The organism is Actinospica sp., from assembly GCF_035552695.1.
Lineage (GTDB): Bacteria > Actinomycetota > Actinomycetes > Streptomycetales > Catenulisporaceae > Actinospica.
On record NZ_DASZKT010000258.1, the window covers coordinates 85,327 to 104,422 of the forward strand.

Below are 19,096 nucleotides of genomic sequence, written 5' to 3' on the forward strand. Positions count from 1 at the left end.
CACATGGATCCGCTCGCAAGCTCGCTCATCGGGCGAGCTCCTGCTCCACCTTGGCCATCAGCTGCTCCTCGAGCTCGGGGACGCCGATCTGCCGCACCACGTCGGCGAAGAAGCCGCGCACCACCAGCCGGCGCGCCTCCGCCTCGGGGATTCCGCGGGCCTGCAGGTAGAACAGCTGCTCGTCGTCGAAGCGGCCGGTCGCGGAGGCGTGTCCGGCACCGACGATCTCGCCGGTCTCGATCTCCAGGTTCGGCACCGAGTCGGCGCGGGCGCCGTCGGTCAGCAGCAGGTTGCGGTTCAGCTCGTACGTGTCGGTGCCCTCGGCGGCCGCGCGGATCAGCACGTCGCCGACCCAGACCGTGTGCGCCTGGGCGCCCTGCAGCGCGCCCTTGTACGTCGCGCGCGAGCGGCAGTTGGCCACCGAGTGGTCCACGAACAGCCGGTGCTCGAGGTGCTGGCCGTCGTCGGCGAAGTACAGGCCCAGCAGTTCGGCGTCGCCGCCAGGGGCCGTGTAGCGCACGTTCGGGGTGATCCGGACGAGGTCGCCGCCGAAGGTGACGTTCACCGACTTCACTGTGGCGTCCCGGCCGACGAGCGTGTTCTGCTGTGACAGGTGCACCGCGTCGCGGTCCCAGTCCTGCACCGAGACGAACGTGACCTTCGCGCCGTCGCCGACGATCAGGTCGACGTTGGCCGAGCGCGCGCCGGTGCCCTTGTGGTCGAGCACGATCACGGCTTCGGCGAACGGCTTCACGTCGAACACCATGTGCGCGTACGCGGTGCCGCCCTCGCCGTGCACCTCCAGCCGGAGCGGCTCGCTGAGCACGGCCTCCTTCGCCACGGTGATGACGGTGACCTGCTCGGCGTTCGCGAACGCCAGAGCGGCGGTGCGATCGATAGGGGCGCCTGCTTTGCGCGCGCGGGGGTCGTCCCCGCCCACCTGCTCGGCCGTCGCGCCCTCCGGCAGATGCAGCTCGATCTTGTCCGTGCCGTCCGCCGTCGCGCCTTCGTGCAGTTTCGCCAGCCGTTTGAGCGGGGTGAAGCGCCAGTCCTCTTCGCGGCCGGTGAGCGGCGCGAAGTCGGCCGGGTCGTACGAGGTCGGCCGCTCGCCGCGGGAGGCGAGCACCTCCGAGTGGCTGCGCCCGGTGCCGGGACCGGCCAGCGGCGCGCCGGCGCCGGGCCGCGCGACGGACACGGCCGCGGCGGTGCTCGAGCCCTTGGTCTGCTCAGGCTGTGACGACATCAGTGTTCTTTCTGACGGGGAAGGCGAGGCGGGTGGTGTACGGGAACGCGGGTCAGCCGACCGCGCCTTCCATCTGCAGCTCGATCAGCCGGTTGAGCTCGAGGGCGTACTCCATCGGCAGTTCCTTGGCGATCGGCTCGACGAAGCCGCGCACGATCATCGCCATCGCCTCGTCCTCGGTCAGACCGCGGCTCATCAGGTAGAACAGCTGGTTCTCCGAGACCTTCGAGACGGTCGCCTCGTGGGCCATGGTCACGTCGTCCTCGCGCACGTCCACGTACGGGTACGTGTCGGACCGGGAGATCGTGTCCACCAGCAGCGCGTCGCACTTCACGTTCGACTTCGACTTGTGCGCGCCCTCCTGGATCTGCACCAGGCCGCGGTAGGAGGTGCGGCCGCCGCCGCGGGCCACCGACTTGGAGATGATCGTCGAGGAGGTGTTCGGCGCGCAGTGCACCATCTTGGAGCCGGCGTCCTGGTGCTGGCCGGGCCCGGCGAAGGCGATCGAGAGGGTCTCGCCCTTCGCGTGCTCGCCGAGCAGCCAGACGGCCGGGTACTTCATGGTGACCTTGGAGCCGAGGTTGCCGTCGATCCACTCCATGGTCGCGCCCTCCTGGGCCGCGGCGCGCTTGGTGACCAGGTTGTAGACGTTGTTCGACCAGTTCTGGATGGTCGTGTAGCGGGCCCGGGCGCCCTTCTTCACGATGATCTCGACGACCGCGGAGTGCAGCGAGTCCGAGCTGTAGATCGGCGCGGTGCAGCCCTCGAGGTAGTGCACGTGGGAGCCCTCGTCCGCGATGATCAGCGTCCGCTCGAACTGGCCCATGTTCTCGGTGTTGATCCGGAAGTAGGCCTGCAGCGGGATCTCCACGTGCACGCCCTTCGGCACGTAGATGAACGAGCCGCCGGACCACACCGCCGAGTTGAGCGCGGCGAACTTGTTGTCGCCGGACGGGATGACCGTGGAGAAGTGCTCGCGGAACAGGTCCTCGTGCTCCTTCAGCGCGGTGTCGGTGTCCATGAAGATGACACCCTGGCGCTCGAGGTCCTCGTTGATCGAGTGGTAGACGGTCTCCGACTCGTACTGCGCGGAGACGCCGGAGAGCAGCCGCTGCTTCTCGGCCTCGGGGATGCCGAGCTTGTCGTAGGTGTCCTTGATGTCCACCGGCAGGTCGTCCCAGGAGGTGACCTGCTGGTCGGTGGCGCGCACGAAGTACTTGATGTTGTCGAAGTCGATGCCGCTCAGGTCGGCACCCCAGTTCGGCATCGGCTTGCGCTCGAACAGGCGCAGCGCCTTGAGCCGGAAGTCCAGCATCCACTTCGGCTCGTTCTTGAGCGCGGAGATCTCGCGGACCACGTCCTCGCTCAGGCCGCGCTTCGCAGTGGCTCCGGCGACGTCCGGGTCGGCCCAGCCGAACTCGTAGTTGCCGAGGCCGGCAAGCTCGTCGTGAGTGGTGGTCATGAAGCGTCTCCTTCGGATCCGTGGTGCTGGATCGGCTCCGCGGCCCCGGCACGCTGGCGTGCCACGGCGACCGTCGGGATGAACGTGGTGCAGACGCCGTCGCCGTGCGCGATCGTGGCGAGGCGTTGGACATGGGTGCCGAGCAGTTCGGCGAAGACCTGCGTCTCCACCTCGCACAGCTGCGGGAACTGCTCGGCGACGTGCTGGACGGGGCAGTGGTGCTGGCACAGCTGCTCGCCGGGGAGCTTCTCGGCCTCCCGGGTGGACGCGGCGTACCCGTCGTCGGTCAGCGCCTCGGCCAGCAGCCGCGGGCGGTCGGCCGGGTCGGCCTCGGCGAGCACGCTCTGGTAGCGGGCGGCCAGGTCGGCGAAGCGGCGGCGGGCGAAGGCGGCGACCGCCTGCTCCCCGCCCGACTCCTCGATGAACCGCAGCGCGTCCACGGCGAGCGCGTCGTAGTCGTGGTGGAAGACCGCGCGGCCCGAGTCGGTGAGCGAGAAGACCTTCGCGGGGCGGCCGCGGTGCCGCTGGCCGTATACCCGCTGCTCGCGGGCCTCCACGAGTCCCTCGGCGAGGAGAGCGTCGAGGTGCCTGCGGACACCCGCGGGCGTCAGGCCTAGACTGGAGGCCAGTTCGGCGGCGGTACGCGGGCCTTCGGACAGGATGGCGCGGGCCACCCGGTTCCGGGTCGCCTGCCTCTCCTCCTGCTCGTCGAGCATGCCCACGTTTTTCACAACACCAGTGTGCGCTTATTCATTTCCGGCCCGCAACTAAGGGTGACCTAACCGGTGACCCGCCACGGCCTACGGGTGGCCCGGGTGCCGGTGTGCGCAGACAGTCCACGTAAACTCGGCGCCATGCAGCAGACCGAAGCCGCCGTGGAGATCTCCGGCCTGGTCAAGCGGTATGGAGACAAGGCCGCTGTCCAGGGCCTTGACCTCGTGGTCGAGCGCGGCGGGCTCACTGCGGTACTCGGGCCGAACGGCGCGGGCAAGACCTCCACGATCGAGTGCTGTGAGGGATATCGCAGACCCGACGGCGGCCGCGTGCGCGTGCTGGGTCTGGATCCGATCGCGGACGCGCCGAAGCTGCGGCCCCGGATCGGCGTGATGCTCCAATCGGGCGGCATCTACCAGTCCGTGCGCGCGATGGAGATGCTGCGGCACGTCGCGAGCCTCTACGCGAATCCGCTGAGCGTGGACGAGCTGGCGGAGCGGCTCGGCCTGGACTCCTGCGGCAAGACCTCGTTCCGGCGGCTGTCCGGCGGCCAGCAGCAGCGGCTCTCGCTCGCGCTCGCCGTGGTCGGGCGGCCCGAGCTGGTGTTCCTGGACGAGCCGACCGCCGGCCTGGACGTGCAGGCGCGGCACGCGACGTGGGAGCTGATCGAGCAGCTGCGCGCGGACGGCGTGACCATCGTGCTGACCACGCACCTGCTGGACGAGGCGGAGCGGCTGGCGGACAAGGTCGCGATCATCGACAGCGGCCGGGTCATCGCGTGCGACACGCCGCAGCGGCTGGCCGACACGACGCGCGAGCGGGACTCGATCCGCTTCGAGGCGCCCGCCGGCCTCGACCTGACGGCGCTCTCGATCGCGGTGGCGCCCGCGCAGGCCGCCGAGCCGGTCGCGGGCGGCTACCACGTCACCGGCGAGATCACCCCGGACATCCTGGCGGCGACCACGGCGTGGTGCGCGAGCCTCGGCATCATGCCGCGCAACCTGCAGATCGAGCAGCGCAGCCTGGAAGACGTCTTCCTGGACCTGACCGGACGGGAGCTGCGCTGAGATGAGCGCCGAGACCTTGGCCCAGAAAATGCCAGAGAAGCGAACGAATTCCGCGGCGGACGCGCGTCCGCTGGGCCGTCCGGGTTCCTTCCGGGCGGACCCGCGGCCCGCGCCCGTCGCGCGGATGATCCGGGCGCAGGCCCGGTTCGAGACCAAGCTGCTGCTGCGCAACGGCGAGCAGCTGCTGCTGGCGATCGTCATTCCGGCGATGATGCTGATCGCGTTCGCCGCCGAGCCGATCGGCACGATCACCGGCGGCACGAGCCGGATCGACTACTACGCTCCCGGCATCATCGGCATGGCCGTGCTCTCCACGGCCTTCACCAGCCAGGCGATCGCGACCGGCTTCGAGCGCCGCTACAACGTGCTCAAGCGGCTCGGCGCCACGCCGCTGCCGCGCTGGGGGCTGCTCGCGGGCAAGGCGCTCAGCATCCTGATGGTCGAGTGCGTGCAGTTGGTGCTGCTGATCGGGATCGCGCTGGTGATGGGCTGGTCCCCGCACGGCGATCCGCTCGCGGTGCTGGTACTGCTCGCTCTTGGGACCGCTGCGTTCAGCGGCCTGGCGCTGTGGCTCGCCGGTTCGCTGCGCGCCGAGGCGACGCTGGCCGCGGCGAACTTTCTGTTCCTCGTCTTCATCGGCCTCGGCGGCGTCGTGGTACCGCTGACCAAGTTCGGGCACGGAGCGCAGTCAGTGCTTCAGTTCCTGCCGATCAGCGCCCTGACGAACGGCCTGCGCGACGTGCTGCAGGGCGGCTCGGCGATGCCCTGGGGGCCGCTCGGTATTCTGGCCGCCTGGTCGATCGTGGCGATCGCGGGCGCGGCCCGGTTCTTCAGGTGGGAGTAGGCGCGACGTGACCCAGCAGGAGATCAGCATCCCGTCGGCACGCGTGTCGGAGGATGCGACGACCGGCGGCAGGCTGACCGCGATCCGCCGCTGGCGGCCGACGCCCAAGCAGGTCGAGTGGGCGTGCTTCGCCGCGCTGCTCGCGAACACGCTGATCGTGATCACCGGCGGCGCGGTGCGGCTGACGAACTCGGGCCTCGGCTGCCCGACGTGGCCGGAGTGCACCGGCGGGTCGTTGGTTCCGGTCAACACGCTCGGCTACCACTCGATCATCGAGTTCACGAACCGGATGCTCACCTACGCGGTCACCGCGGCGGTCGGCGCGGCGATCCTGGCCGCGATGTTCCAGCGGCCGCGTCGCCCGATCCTGGTGAAGCTGTCCTGGATGCTGTTCTTCGGCGTCGTGCTGCAGGCCGTCGTCGGCGGCATCACCGTGCTGACGAAGCTGGCGCCGGAGTGGGTCGCGGCGCACATGTGCCTGTCGATGGGCATGATCGCGGTCTCGTACGTGCTCTGGCAGCGCTCCCGCGAGGGCGACGGACCGGTCGAACTGCTGACCAGGCGCGAACTGATCTGGCTCGGCCGGGTACTCGTCATCGCGACCGCCGCCGTGATCGCCGCCGGCACGCTGGTCACCGGCACCGACCCGCACGCGGGCGCGTCCGACGCGAGCAAGCGGCTGCCGTTCAAGGCCCTCGACATCACGCAGGCGCACGCCGACCTGGTCTTCATCGTCGTCGGCCTGACGGTGGCGCTCTGGTTCGCCTTCAAGGCGACGGACGCGCGGCCGGAGAGCGTGCGCGCCGTGCGGGACATGTTCCTGGTCCTGGTGCTGCAGGCCGCGATCGGCTACACGCAGTACTTCACCGGCCTGCCCGCCTGGATGGTGCTGCTGCACATGACCGGCGCCTGCCTGACCTGGATCGCGGCCCTGCGCGTGCTGATGTCCCTGCGCGTGCGGCACTGACGTGGGCCTGCTCGAGGACCTCTTCTCGCTGCAGGGCCGAACCGCCCTGGTCACGGGAGGCAGTTCGGGTATCGGCTACGCGATGGCCGAGGCGATCGCCTGCGCCGGAGCGCGAACCGTGCTGCTGGCGCGGCGGGAAGGACCGCTCAAGGAATCGGTCGAGCGGATCGCGTCCAAGGGCGGCGAGGCGTACGCCGTCGTGGCGGACATCACCGACCGGGAGCGGCTCACGCAGGCCGCCGAGGAGGCGGTCGAACTCGTCGGCGAGATCGACATCCTGGTGAACTGCGCGGCCAACATGTACCGCCCGCCGCTCGCCGAACTGACGACGGATCAGTGGGACGCCCAGTTCGCCGCGAACGTCGACGCGCCGTTCCTGCTCGGCCAGCGCTTCGGCCCGCGCATGGCCGAGCGCGGCTGGGGCCGGATCATCAACGTCGGCTCGCAGCAGTCGATCTCCGCCTTCGGCAACAGCGGCGGCTACGGCGCCGCCAAGGCTGCCGTCGCGGGCCTGACCCGCTCCCAGGCCGAGGCGTGGTCCGCACACGGCGTCTCGGTCAACACGATCATCCCCGGCTTCGTACTCACGCCGCTCACCGCCGAGACCGCCAAGGACGCCGACCGCGTCGCCGTCCTCGCCAAGCAGCACATGGTCGGCCGCAACGGCGTCCCGGACGACTTCCAGGGCGCCGCACTCTTCCTCGCGTCGGAAGCCGCCCGCTTCGTCACCGGCCAGATGCTCTTCGTGGACGGCGGCTTCTCGGTGCATTAGCTGTTCGCTCATTCGAGCGATCGTCTTATCACCCGATGTACTGATATGAAGCTGAAAGCTTGTCAGCTGGTCTTCGGCCAGGTCAGGCTTACACCCGGCAGACAGGAACTATCACCGGAGTTACCATGAGCGTCATGAGCCTTGCTCCGGTTCCCGAATGGATGTTTCCGCCCGAGGGCGGATTCACCGCGGAAGACCTCGACCGCCTCCCCGATCTGCCGCCGCACACGGAACTGATCGACGCGAGCCTCGTCCTCGTGAGCCCGCAAGCCTATTTCCACTCACTCGCCATCGACATGCTCGTCGCTGCTCTGCGCCGGACGGTCCCGAGCGACCTGCTCGTCAGCCGTGAGATGACCGTCACGCTCGACTGGGATCAGCGGCCCGAACCGGACATCGTCGTGATCCACGCCACCGCCCTGCGTGACGAGGACCAGACGACCTTCGTGCGCGGTGACGTGGTCCTGGCCGTTGAGGTCGTCTCACCCGAGTCGCGCTCGCGGGATCGCAAGCGCAAGCCCGTGCTTTATGCCGAAGCGGGCATCGAGCACTTCTGGCGAATCGAGCGAGAGCAAGGCGAGCGGGTGCTGTACGCATATCGGCTCGACTCCTCGAAGCGTGCGTACAAGGAGACCGGGCGCTACGTCGGCAGCGCACAGCTCAGCGTCCCTTACCCGATCGAGATCGACTTCAGCGAGCTCGCGCGATAGGGCCGCAGCCCCGCTAGATCCCCGCCTCGGCCAGGTAGAACTTCCCGGCGCCGGTGAGTAGGACGTTGGCGTCGGCGGCGGAGAGGAAGCAGGACTGGCCGCGGCCGAGGACGAAGTGGCCGTCGGGCTCGGTGCCGCAGCTGACGGAGGTGTCGCCCTCGAGGCAGAGCAGCACGCGGGGGCCGCCGTCGCCGGGGACGGTGAGGGTGGCGCCGTCGGCCAGGCTGAGGCGGCTGAGCCGGAACTCGGGCACCGGGGTGTCGAAGACCTCGACGCCGGGCGCGACCCGGCGGGCCGTGAGGACGGGCACCTCGACCTCGGGGTCGAGCACCCGGGTCAGCTCGGGGATGTCGATGTGCTTCGGCGTGAGCCCGGCGCGGATCACGTTGTCGGAGTTGGCCATCAGCTCGATGCCGACGCCCTTGATGTACGCGTGCACGCCGCCCGCGGCCATGAACAGCGCCTGTCCGGGCTCGACGACGCGGTGGTTCATCAGCAGCGAGCAGACCAGGCCGATGTCCCGCGGGTGGTCCGCGCTCATCCGCACGACCGCGTCGTACGACGCCGCGTACGGGCCGCCCCTGCCCGCCTCGACGGCCGCGGCCTCGACCGCCTTGGCGGCCAGCGACTCCCGGCTCGACTCGGACCAGGTGAGCAGCTGGGTCAGCGCGTCGGCGACGCCGCGCGGGGTGGGGTTGGTGCGCAGGCCCGCGACGAGCTCCTTCAGCTCCGGCAGGCCGAGTCCCTCGATCGCCTCGCCGGCCTGATCGGCCGGACGCAGCCCGGCCAGCACCTCGAAGGGCGTCAGCGCGCACAGGATCTCCGGCTTGGGCCAGTCGTCCACGTACACCCGCTCGCGCGCGTCCCGTGGCACGCCGCGCTCCTCCTCGCGGGCGAAGCCGGCCTCGGCCTGCTCGCGGGTCGGGTGCAGCTGCACGGACAGCGCCTTCTCCGCGGCCAGCACCTTGAGCAGGAACGGCAGGCGTCCGCCGAAGCGGGAGGCCACCCGCACGCCGAGCTCGAGGGCGGGATTGGCCGCGATCGCGGCGGTCAGCGTGCCGGTCACGCCGTCCCGGGTCAGCACCGACGGGGCGCTCGGATGTGCGCCCATCCACAGCTCCGCCTGCGGTCCGCTGCTCGGCGAGGGCTCGCCGAGCAGCTCGGCGATCGCGGTGCGCGATCCCCAGGCATAGGGCTGGACGGTGTTACCCAACAGATCCACGCGTGGGCCTCCATGAGGACGATTCCGGCTCGTTCGGCGTCGCACGCGGCGCCCTTTCGGCACCGCGCCCGTGAAGTGCTTCGCAGACCTTACCGATACGAACTGAACGAACGCTCAACTTAACGGCGGTATGGCGTTCATCGTTTCAGAATCGACGCACCAGAGGGTCGATCGCAAGAAGAACGAACAGCAGAGCGAGGTAGCTGTTGGAGAAGTGGAACATCCGCATGGGCTTCAGGGCCACGCCGGTCACGCCCTTGCGCGCCTGCCAGTGCAGCTGGTGCGCCACGATCAGGAAGGCCACTCCCAGCACCGAGGCGCCGATCCCGTAGACCCAGCCGGTGTGCGCGACCGGCCAGACGGCCAGCGAGCAGGCGACCGTGGCCCAGGTGTAGAGCGTCATCTGCCAGGCCACGTGCCGCTCGGTGGCGACGCACGGCAGCATCGGCACGTTCGCCGCGGCGTAGTCCTCGCGGTAGCGCATCGCCAGCGACCAGAAGTGCGGCGGCGTCCACATGAACACCACCAGGAACAGGATCGCGGGCGGCCAGGCCAGGTGGTCGGTGACGGCGGTCCAGCCGATCAGGGTCGGGAAGCAGCCGGCGGCCCCGCCCCAGACGATGTTCTGCGAGGTGCGCCGCTTGAGGATCATCGAGTAGACGACCACGTAGAACACGTTCGCGGCCAGCGCCAGCATCGAGGAGAGCCAGTTGACGGCGAAGCCGAGCCACAGGGTGGACAGCACGCCGAGCGCGAGGCCGAAGACCACCGCGGCGTTCGGCGTGACCGTGTGCATCGCGAGCGGACGGCGGCGGGTGCGGCGCATCTCGGTGTCGATGTCCCGGTCCACCCAGCAGTTGAGCGCGTTGGCGCTGCCCGCCGAGAGGTAGCCGCCGACGGTCACCGCGATGACCGTCCACAGGTTCGGCACGCCGTCCTTGGCCAGGAACATCACCGGAATGGTCGTGATGATCAGCAGCTCGATGATCCGCGGCTTGGTGAGCGCGACGTACGCGCGCACGGTGTCGGCGGCCGACGCGCGCCGCGCCGGGGCCTGCTCCGCAGCCGGAGCGGCCAGGACCGGAGCCGCCGGAAGGGATTCCACCGCAGTCACCAGCGCACACCCTTGCATCTAGTTTGCCCGTCGCCCGGAGTTTTCCGAAGACAGCGAAACTCTAGACCGTGCCCCGCACGCGCCTGCGCCCGGGTCGGGTGAAACGCCGAAGACGGACGCGTCCCGACCCGTTTCGGACGGCTCACTCCCGTTCGGCGGACAGCACATGAGTCGACGGGCCCGAGCGGGGTAGGGTGGAGCCGACATAACAGATTTCACAGCCTCCGCCGCGCGGGGAATGGGCTGTGTGCTCTGGCCGCTTGGACGGGCCGTGCGGACCCGTTCGGACCCGAGCGCCGCCCGGTGGGCAGCGTCGCCTCCACCCCGGGGACGACGGCTCCGCACCCAAGGAAGGACGCGCGCGTTGAGCGAGCTGCCCGCTGTTTCGAACACCCCGTTCTCGTGGACCGATCTGGACCGCAGGACCGTGGACACGGTCCGCGTGCTGGCCGCCGACGCGGTGCAGAAGGTCGGCAACGGCCACCCAGGCACCGCGATGTCGCTGGCTCCGGTCGCCACCCTGCTCTTCCAGCGGCACCTGCGGCATGATCCGACCGACGCCCAGTGGGTCGGCCGGGACCGCTTCGTGCTCTCCCCCGGGCACTCCAGCCTGACGCTGTACATCCAGCTCTACCTCTCCGGCTACGGCCTCGAGCTCTCCGACCTGCAGGCCTTCCGTACCTGGGGTTCGCTCACGCCGGGCCACCCGGAGCACGGGCACACCGTCGGCGTGGAGACCACCACCGGGCCGCTCGGCCAGGGCCTGTCCAACGCGGTGGGCATGGCGATGGCCGCCCGCTACGAGCGCGGCCTGTTCGACCCGGAGGCGGCCCCCGGCAGCTCGCCGTTCGACCACACGATCTACGCGATCGCCTCCGACGGGGACCTCGAGGAGGGCGTCACCTCCGAGGCCTCGTCCATCGCGGGCACGCAGAAGCTGGGCAACCTCGTCGTGATCTACGACGACAACCACATCTCGATCGAGGGCGACACCAAGGTCGCGTTCACCGAGGACGTGCTCAAGCGCTACGAGGCGTACGGCTGGCACACCCAGTCGGTCGAGTGGACCAAGTCGGAGACCGACGTCGAGGGCTACGTCGAGGACGTCGAGGCGCTGCACAAGGCGATCCTGGCGGCCGAGGCGGAGACCGGCCGTCCGTCGATCATCCGGCTGCGCACCATCATCGGCTGGCCCGCGCCGCACCTGCAGAACACCGAGAAGGCGCACGGCTCGGCCCTCGGCGCCGACGAGGTCGCGGCCACCAAGGTCATCCTGGGCTTCGACCCGGAGAAGACCTTCGAGATCACCGACGAGGTGCTGGGCCACGCCCGCGAGGTCATCGCGCGAAGTGCCGCGGTCCGCGCCGAGTGGAGCAAGGGCTACGACGAGTGGCGCGCGGCCAACCCGCAGCGCGCCGCGGACTTCGACCGGATCCAGAAGCGCGAGCTGCCGACCGGCTGGGACGAGAAGCTGCCGGTCTTCCCGGCGGGCAAGGACGTCGCCACCCGCAAGGCCTCCGAGGCCGCGATCCAGGCGATCGCCGAGCAGCTGCCCGAGTTCTGGGGCGGCAGCGCGGACCTGGCCGGCTCGAACAACACGACCATCAAGGGCGGCCTGTCCTTCCTGCCGTACGACGAGGAAGGCGGCGAGTTCGGCGGCTCCTCGCCGTACGGCCGGATCCTGCACTTCGGCATCCGCGAGCACGCGATGGGCTCGATCCTCAACGGCATCGTGCTGCACGGCAACACGCGACCGTTCGGCGGCACCTTCCTGGTGTTCTCCGACTACATGCGCCCGGCCGTGCGCCTCGCCTCGCTGATCCACGTGCCGGTCACCTACGTGTGGACGCACGACTCGATCGGCCTCGGCGAGGACGGCCCGACGCACCAGCCGGTCGAGCACTACGCCGCGCTGCGCGCGATCCCCGGCTTCAACTTCGTGCGCCCCGGCGACGCGAACGAGACCGTCGCGGCCTGGCAGGCGACGCTGGAGCAGGACGGCCCGGTCGGCCTCGCGCTGACCCGGCAGAACCTCCCGGTCTTCGACCGCGACGCGCTCGGCGCCGCCGTCTCCGCGGCCGAGGGCGTCAAGCGCGGCGGCTACGTGCTGGCCGAGGCCACCGGCGGCGCGCCGAAGGTGATCCTCATCGGCACCGGCTCCGAGGTGCAGCTCGCGGTCGCGGCGCGCGAGCGGCTCGAGGCCGACGGCGTGCCGACCCGGGTCGTCTCGATGCCCTGCGTGGAGTGGTTCGACGCGCAGGACGCCGGGTACCGGGAGTCGGTGCTGCCGGCCGCGGTCAAGGCGCGGGTGGCGGTCGAGGTCGGCGTGGCCCAGCCGTGGTACCGCTTCGTCGGTGACGCGGGTCGCATCGTCTCGCTGGAACACTTCGGCGCCTCCGCCGATTACAAGAAGCTGTACACGGAGTTCGGAGTCACCGCCGAGGCCGTCGAAGCCGCCGCACGCGAGTCCCTCAACGCGGTCGAGGCCTGAGGAATCAAGGGGAGAGAAGGCACACGATGTACGAGAACCTCAAGAAACTGTCGGACGACGGCGTCTCCATCTGGCTCGACGACCTGTCCAGGGACCGGATCCGCACCGGCAACCTCGCCGAGCTGGTCCGGGACAAGCACGTCACCGGCGTGACCACGAACCCGACGATCTTCCAGAAGGCCATCTCCGGCTCCGCCACGTACGACGAGCAGGTCAAGGACCTGGCCGTGCGCCACGTGACCGTGGACGAGGCGCTCCGGATGATCACCACCCGCGACGTGCGCGACGGGGCCGACGTGCTCCGCCCGGTCTACGACGCGACGAAGAGCGTGGACGGCCGGGTCTCGATCGAGGTGGACCCGCGGCTCGCGCACAACACCGCGGCGACGATCGCCGAGGCCAAGCAGCTGTGGTGGCTGGTCGACCGGGAGAACATCCTGATCAAGATCCCGGCGACCCGCGAGGGCCTGCCGGCGATCACCGCGGTGCTGGCCGAGGGCATCAGCGTCAACGTCACCCTGATCTTCTCGCTCGAGCGCTACCGCGGCGTCATGGACGCGTTCGTCGCCGGCATCGAGCAGGCGAAGGCGAACGGGCACGACGTGAGCAAGATCCAGTCGGTCGCCTCGTTCTTCGTCTCGCGGGTGGACACCGAGATCGACAAGCGGCTCAAGGCGATCGGCAGCGACGCGGCGAACGCGCTGCTCGGCAAGGCGGCCGTGGCCAACGCGCGGCTGGCCTACGAGGCCTTCGAGAAGGTCTTCTCGAGCGAGCGCTGGGCTCCGCTGAAGGCCGCCGGCGCCACCGCGCAGCGCCCGCTGTGGGCCTCGACCGGCGTGAAGGACCCGGCGTACAAGGACACCCTGTACGTGGACGACCTGATCGTGGCCGGCACCGTCAACACGATGCCCGAGGCCACGCTGAACGCCGAGGCCGACCACGGCGCCCCGAACGGCGACGCGGTGCGCGACAACTACGCGGACGCGAAGAAGGTCATCGAGGACGTCGAGGCGCTCGGCATCTCCTATGCCGACGTCGTGCAGGTGCTCGAGGACGAGGGCGTGCAGAAGTTCGAGGCCTCCTGGACGGAGCTGCTCGACACGGTTCAGGCCGAGCTGACGAAGCTCGGGAGTGAGGCGTGAGTCCTGTAGGACGGGACGGCGATGCCTTCGGGCCGTCGATAATGCATCGGCATCTCGATGAGATCGAACACTCGGCCACCGACCTGGCCAACCCGCTGCGGGACGCGCAGGACCGGCGGCTGCCGCGGATCGCGGGCCCCTGCGGCCTGGTGATCTTCGGCGTGACCGGCGACCTGAGCCGCAAGAAGCTGATGCCGGCGATCTACGACCTGGCGAACCGTGGGCTGCTGCCCCCGGGCTTCGCCCTGGTCGGCTTCGCCCGGCGGGACTGGGCGGACCAGGACTTCTCGCAGGTCGTCTACGAGTCGGTCAAGGAGCACGCGCGGACCCCGTTCCGCGAGGAGGTCTGGAACCAGCTGGCCCAGGGCTTCCGCTTCGTGCCCGGCGAGTTCGGCGACCCGGCGGCCTTCGACCAGCTCAAGCAGACGATCGACGAGCTGGACCGGCTGCGCGGGACGAACGGCAACCACGCGTTCTACCTCTCGGTGCCGCCGAAGTTCTTCCCGAACGTGGTCAAGCAGCTCAAGGAGTCCGGCCTGTCGGACGGCGGCGAGGACTCCTGGCGCCGGGTGGTCATCGAGAAGCCCTTCGGCCACGACCTGGCCAGCGCCAAGGAGCTCAACCGGGTCGTCGGCGAGGTCTTCGCGCCCAAGTCGGTCTTCCGGATCGACCACTACCTGGGCAAGGAGACGGTGCAGAACATCCTGGCGCTGCGCTTCGCCAACACGATGTTCGAGCCGATCTGGAACCGCAACTACGTGGACCACGTGCAGATCACCATGGCCGAGGACATCGGCATCGGCGGTCGCGCGGGCTACTACGACGGCATCGGCGCGGCCCGCGACGTCATCCAGAACCACCTGCTGCAGTTGCTCGCGCTGACGGCGATGGAGGAGCCCGGCTCCTTCGAGGCGGACGCGGTGTTCGCGGAGAAGGTCAAGGTGCTCTCGGCCGTGCAGCTGCCCGAGGACCTGGGCAAGCACACCGTGCGCGGCCAGTACTCCGGCGGCTGGCAGGGCGGCGAGAAGGTGCTCGGCTTCCTGGAGGAGGACGGCATAGCCAAGGACTCCATCACCGACACCTACGCCGCGATCAAGCTGGAGATCGACACCCGCCGCTGGGCCGGCGTGCCGTTCTACCTGCGCACCGGCAAGCGGCTCGGGCGGCGCGTGACGGAGATCGCGGTGGTCTTCCAGCGCGCCCCGCACCTGCCGTTCACCGACACCATGACCGAGGAACTCGGCCAGAACGCCCTGGTCATCCGGGTGCAGCCGGACGAGGGCATCACCGTGCGCTTCGGCTCGAAGGTGCCGGGCACCTCGATGGAGGTGCGCGACGTGTCGATGGACTTCCAGTACGGCGAGGCGTTCACCGAGTCCTCCCCCGAGGCCTACGAGCGGCTCATCCTGGACGTGCTGCTCGGCGACGCGCCGCTGTTCCCGCGCAAGGAGGAGGTCGAGATCGGCTGGGAGATCCTCGACCCGATCGAGGAGCACTGGGCGCAGACCGACAAGCCCGCCCAGTACGCCGCGGGCACCTGGGGTCCGGCCGAGGCCGACGAGATGCTCGCGCGCGACGACCGTACCTGGAGGCGGCCGTGATCATCGACTTGACGGACACGACGTCGGGCAAGATCGCCTCGACGCTGGTGGCGGCCCGGCACAAGAGCGGCACCCCGACGACGGGCGCCGTGCTGACGCTGGTGGTCTCCACCGAGGAGCGGCACCACTACGACGCGATGAAGGCCGCGAGCCGGGCCGCCCGGGAGCACCCGGCGCGGATCATCATCGCCATCGGCCGCCCGGACACCACGCGGACCCGGCTGGACGCGGAGGTGCGCACCGGCGACGAGAACGGCCCCGGCGAGGTCGTGGTGCTGCGGCTGTACGGCGAGCTGGCCACGCACGCCGACTCCGTCGTGCTGCCGCTGCTGCTGCCGGACGTGCCGGTGGTCACCTGGTGGCCGGACGAGGGCCCGGACGTGCCGTCGAAGGAGCCGCTCGGCGCCTTCGCGCAGCGCCGGATCACCGACGCCGCCGAGTACTACAAGCCGATGACCAAGCTGGTGGCGCGGGCCGCGGGCTACCAGCCGGGCGACACCGACCTGGCCTGGACCCGGCTGACCCCGTGGCGTTCGATGCTGGCCGCCGCGCTGGACCAGTTCCCGCACCGGGTCGTCTCGGTCGCCGTCTCCGGCGAGGAGGGCAACCCCTCGGTGCGGGTACTGGCCGTGTGGCTGCGGCAGCGGCTCGGCGTGCCGGTCACCCGGACCGCGGACGAGGGCCCGGGCATCACCTCGGTCGAGCTGATGACCGAGGACGGCCCGATCCGGCTCAGCCGCCCGGACGGCGAGCTGGCCACGCTGTCCGTCCCCGGCCAGCCGGACCGCCCGGTCGCGCTCAAGCGCCGGGAGACCGCCGAGCTGATCGCCGAGGAGCTGCGCAGGCTCGACTCGGACGACGTCTACGCGCGACTGCTCGCCGAGGTGAACGTGCCGTTCAGCGAGCCGCTGAAGGTGGCCGGTCCGACGGTCGAGAAGGCGGCCAAGGAGGCCAGGAGGCTCGGCGAGCCCGCGCCGGTCGCGGTCGACGAGGCCCAGACCGAGACCGGGGAGTCGGCTTGACTGCCACGCGCGCCGGAGCCCGCGTCATCCGCCACCCGGACGGGCCGGTCCTGGCTTCGGCTGCGGCGGCGCGGCTAGCGACCAGGCTGGTCGACGTGCTGGCCGAGCGGGAGGTCGCGCACCTGGTGCTGACCGGCGGCACGATCGGCATCGGCACCCTGGCCGCGCTCGCGCAGCTGCCGGCGCGCGAGGCCGTGGACTGGGGCCGGGTGCACCTGTGGTGGGGCGACGAGCGCTTCGTGCCCTCCGGGGACAAGGAGCGCAACGAGACCCAGGCCAGGGACGCCCTGCTGGACTCGCTGCCGCTCGACCCGCGGTTCGTGCACGCCATGGCCGCGAGCGACGGCCCGGACGGCGAGAACGCGGAGGCGGCCGCCGAGCGGTACGCGGCGGAGCTGGCGAAGTACGCCGGGTCCTCGGGCACGGACGCCCCGGCGTTCGACGTGCTGCTGCTCGGCATGGGTCCGGACGGCCACATCGCCTCGCTGTTCCCGGACCACCCGGGCACGCACGAGGTGGCGCCGTCCGCGATCGCGGTGCACAACTCTCCCAAGCCGCCGCCCAACCGGATCTCGCTGACCTTCCGGGTGATCCAGGCGGCGCGCGAGGTGTGGGTGGTGGCCTCCGGAGCGGAGAAGGCCGAGGCCGTGGCGCGGGCGCTGTCCAGCGCGGACCAGGTGCACACGCCGGCCGTGGGCGCGCATGGCACCGAGGCGACGCTGTGGCTGGTCGACGAGGCCGCGGCGAGCCTGCTCCAGCAGTAACCCGAGTACGGGAGCAGGGCCTCGCGGTCGCGAAGACCGCGGGGCCCTGCTCTTTACAACACAATCTGCAAAGTGTACGTTTTGTACATGGCAGAGACAGTAACGTTGACCGACGCGCGTACGCGCCTCGGCAATCTCGTCGCCAAATCGCACCACGGCGGCGAGATCATCACCATCACGCAGCACGGCACGCCGGTGGCGGCGATCGTGCCCTACGAGGTGCTGGAGTACTTCCGGCGCCGCGAGGACGAGGCCGACATCGCGCTGGCCGAGCGGATCCTGGCGGAGGACGACGACGTCGTGCCGCACGACCAGGTAAGGAAGCTCCTGGGATTGGACGAGGACCAGTAAGTGCCACGTCACAAGGACAGGGAAACCGACGAGGAACAGCGCAGGACCTACTGGATCGACTGGAAGCCGGCCGCCATCGACGCCGCCAGTCTGCTGTACCGCGAGGACAAGCTCGGGGCACAGCTGGTGCTGACGGCCGTCTACGAACTCGGCGACAACCCCCGGCCGGGCAACAGCACGAACCTCGGCCGGGGCGGGCTTCGCCGGCTGCTGCTCGGCTACTACCGAGTGCTCTACAAGGTCTCGGAGAAGAACGCCACGGTCACGGTCATCATGGTGGCCAAGGCCCCGCATCCGCAGTAACCGGGTCTGCGATTACCAGACCTGCGATGACGCAGTACGATACCCCTTGCCCCGGCTCCTGCCGGGGCCGCGCGCGGAGAGCGAAGCCGGTGTGAGTCCGGCACTGTCCCGCAACGGTTACCCCGACTGAGTCCTGCTCAGGCTCAGGGGAAGTCCGGTCGCCTCTCGGCGCGCGAACGGTTCGCCAGCCTCGATGGAAGGATTGGTCCGTATGCGCGGGTTCCTGCATGCCCTGAACCCCTCGGAATGGGCTCGCCTCGGCCTGATAGCGCTGATCGTGCTCGCGATCAACGGCTTCGGCTGGGGCATCTACATTTTCACGGTGATGCCGCATCACTTCGCCTACGCGAAACTCGGCGTGGGCCTCGGCGTGGCCGTGACCGCCTGGACGCTCGGCGCCCGGCACGCCTTCGACGCCGACCACATCTCAGCGATCGACAACACCACCCGCAAGTTCATGGCCGACGGCCGGCGCCCGCTGACGACGGGGTTCTTCTTCGCCCTCGGGCATTCCAGCATCGTGATGGCGGTCGGCGTCGGCATCTCGTTCGCCGCGCGGGCCGTCTTCGGCGCCGTGGTGAATCCGGATTCGACCTATGAGACGCTCGGCGGCATGCTCGGCACGCTGACCTCGGCGAGCTTCCTCTACCTGATCGCCGCGCTGAATCTGATCGTGCTGGTCGGGATCGCCAAGGTGTTCAAGGGATTGCGCCGCGGCGAGCTGAACGAGGAAGAACTCGAACGCCAGCTTCAGGCACGTGGCCTGATGTGGCGCTTCTTCGGCCGCTTCATGAGGTCGATCACCAAGCCCTGGCAGCTCTACTTCGTGGGCTGCGTCTTCGGCATCGGATTCGACACCGCGACGGAGGTCGTGCTGCTCGCGGCCACCGCGTACGCGGCGACCAGCGGCCTGCCTTTTTACGCCGTGCTCGCGCTTCCGCTGCTGTTCTCCGGCGGCATGACGCTGTTCGACACGCTCGACGGGTGCTTCATGAACTTCGCATACGGCTGGGCCTTCGCGAGGCCGGTCCGCAAGGTCTACTACAACCTGGTGATCACCGGTCTCTCGATCGCGGCGGCGTTCATCATCGGCACGGTCGAGGTGCTCGGCGTGCTGACCAGCGAACTGCACCTGAGCGGCGGCTTCTGGGACTTCATGGCGAACTTCGACATCAACAGGGCCGGGTTCATCATCGCCGGACTGTTCGCCGTGACGTGGATCGCGGCGCTGCTGGTGTGGCGCATCGGCAAGGTGGAGCACCGCTGGACGATGCGCGAAACGCCTGCCGCGGAGATCGCCGAGTGAC

General features: G+C 69.9%; 18 protein-coding genes. 13 read left to right on the forward strand and 5 right to left on the reverse strand.

Annotated features, from left to right (window positions below; genetic code table 11):
* Positions 1-25: 25 nt before the first annotated feature.
* Genes sufD through VG296_RS29230 form a run of 3 tightly spaced genes read right to left on the reverse strand, consistent with a single transcriptional unit; the run spans position 26 to position 3,421 of the window.
* Positions 26-1,243 (reverse strand): Fe-S cluster assembly protein SufD, encoded by a 1,218-nt coding sequence (sufD, locus tag VG296_RS29220; RefSeq protein WP_325571613.1) that lies wholly within the window; start codon positions 1,241-1,243, stop codon positions 26-28.
* A 52-nt stretch (positions 1,244-1,295) separates the two neighbouring features.
* Positions 1,296-2,705 carry a Fe-S cluster assembly protein SufB gene (gene sufB, locus VG296_RS29225; RefSeq protein ID WP_325571615.1) on the reverse strand — a complete coding sequence of 470 codons (1,410 nt, stop codon included), beginning with the start codon at positions 2,703-2,705 and terminating at the stop codon, positions 1,296-1,298.
* Positions 2,702-3,421: a metalloregulator ArsR/SmtB family transcription factor gene (locus tag VG296_RS29230; protein WP_349259742.1), complete on the reverse strand. Its 720-nt coding sequence runs from the start codon at positions 3,419-3,421 to the stop codon at positions 2,702-2,704. The genes sufB and VG296_RS29230 overlap by 4 nt, the downstream gene beginning before the upstream one ends.
* Positions 3,422-3,559: 138 nt before the next feature.
* On the opposite strand from VG296_RS29230, the gene VG296_RS29235 reads away from it, so the two are divergent.
* The 5 genes from VG296_RS29235 (at position 3,560) to VG296_RS29255 (ending at position 7,779) form a co-directional block, all read left to right on the forward strand.
* Complete coding sequence (locus VG296_RS29235; RefSeq protein WP_325571619.1) at positions 3,560-4,486, forward strand: ABC transporter ATP-binding protein; 927 nt, start codon at positions 3,560-3,562, stop codon at positions 4,484-4,486.
* A 28-nt stretch (positions 4,487-4,514) separates the two neighbouring features.
* Positions 4,515-5,330 carry an ABC transporter permease gene (locus VG296_RS29240; protein WP_325571621.1) on the forward strand — a complete coding sequence of 272 codons (816 nt, stop codon included), beginning with the start codon at positions 4,515-4,517 and terminating at the stop codon, positions 5,328-5,330.
* 7 nt (positions 5,331-5,337) lie between these two features.
* The gene (locus VG296_RS29245) at positions 5,338-6,297 is read left to right on the forward strand and encodes a COX15/CtaA family protein (RefSeq protein WP_325571623.1); all 960 of its coding nucleotides are present in this window, start codon (positions 5,338-5,340) and stop codon (positions 6,295-6,297) included.
* 1 nt (position 6,298) lies between these two features.
* A complete protein-coding gene (locus VG296_RS29250; protein WP_325571625.1) occupies positions 6,299-7,069 on the forward strand; it encodes an SDR family NAD(P)-dependent oxidoreductase in 771 nt (256 codons plus the stop codon).
* 134 nt (positions 7,070-7,203) lie between these two features.
* Positions 7,204-7,779 carry a Uma2 family endonuclease gene (locus VG296_RS29255; RefSeq protein ID WP_325571627.1) on the forward strand — a complete coding sequence of 192 codons (576 nt, stop codon included), beginning with the start codon at positions 7,204-7,206 and terminating at the stop codon, positions 7,777-7,779.
* Positions 7,780-7,792: 13 nt separating this feature from the next.
* On the opposite strand, the gene manA is transcribed toward VG296_RS29255, so the two are convergent.
* Together manA and VG296_RS29265 are read right to left on the reverse strand one after the other, a co-directional pair.
* Entirely contained in the window at positions 7,793-9,001 is a 1,209-nt protein-coding gene (manA, locus tag VG296_RS29260; RefSeq protein WP_325571630.1) for a mannose-6-phosphate isomerase, class I, read from the reverse strand.
* A gap of 145 nt (positions 9,002-9,146) precedes the next feature.
* Entirely contained in the window at positions 9,147-10,133 is a 987-nt protein-coding gene (locus tag VG296_RS29265) for a heme o synthase (protein ID WP_414641148.1), read from the reverse strand.
* 346 nt (positions 10,134-10,479) lie between these two features.
* On the opposite strand from VG296_RS29265, the gene tkt reads away from it, so the two are divergent.
* From tkt to VG296_RS29305, 8 genes are all read left to right on the forward strand, one after another.
* Entirely contained in the window at positions 10,480-12,606 is a 2,127-nt protein-coding gene (gene tkt, locus VG296_RS29270) for a transketolase (RefSeq protein ID WP_325571634.1), read from the forward strand.
* Between the two features lie 26 nt (positions 12,607-12,632).
* Positions 12,633-13,748, forward strand: coding sequence for a transaldolase (tal, locus tag VG296_RS29275; RefSeq protein WP_325571636.1), 1,116 nt, complete (start codon positions 12,633-12,635; stop codon positions 13,746-13,748).
* Positions 13,749-13,789: 41 nt separating this feature from the next.
* Positions 13,790-15,349: a glucose-6-phosphate dehydrogenase gene (gene zwf / locus VG296_RS29280; protein ID WP_349259745.1), complete on the forward strand. Its 1,560-nt coding sequence runs from the start codon at positions 13,790-13,792 to the stop codon at positions 15,347-15,349.
* Positions 15,346-16,371, forward strand: coding sequence for a glucose-6-phosphate dehydrogenase assembly protein OpcA (opcA, locus tag VG296_RS29285; RefSeq protein ID WP_325571640.1), 1,026 nt, complete (start codon positions 15,346-15,348; stop codon positions 16,369-16,371). Before zwf ends, opcA begins: the two co-directional genes overlap by 4 nt.
* The gene (gene pgl / locus VG296_RS29290; RefSeq protein WP_325571642.1) at positions 16,368-17,135 is read left to right on the forward strand and encodes a 6-phosphogluconolactonase; all 768 of its coding nucleotides are present in this window, start codon (positions 16,368-16,370) and stop codon (positions 17,133-17,135) included. The genes opcA and pgl overlap by 4 nt, the downstream gene beginning before the upstream one ends.
* A gap of 87 nt (positions 17,136-17,222) precedes the next feature.
* The gene (locus tag VG296_RS29295) at positions 17,223-17,486 is read left to right on the forward strand and encodes a type II toxin-antitoxin system Phd/YefM family antitoxin (RefSeq protein ID WP_325571644.1); all 264 of its coding nucleotides are present in this window, start codon (positions 17,223-17,225) and stop codon (positions 17,484-17,486) included.
* Positions 17,487-17,789, forward strand: coding sequence for a hypothetical protein (locus VG296_RS29300; protein ID WP_325571646.1), 303 nt, complete (start codon positions 17,487-17,489; stop codon positions 17,787-17,789).
* A 211-nt stretch (positions 17,790-18,000) separates the two neighbouring features.
* Positions 18,001-19,095 (forward strand): HoxN/HupN/NixA family nickel/cobalt transporter, encoded by a 1,095-nt coding sequence (locus VG296_RS29305; protein WP_325571648.1) that lies wholly within the window; start codon positions 18,001-18,003, stop codon positions 19,093-19,095.
* Position 19,096: the final 1 nt, after the last annotated feature.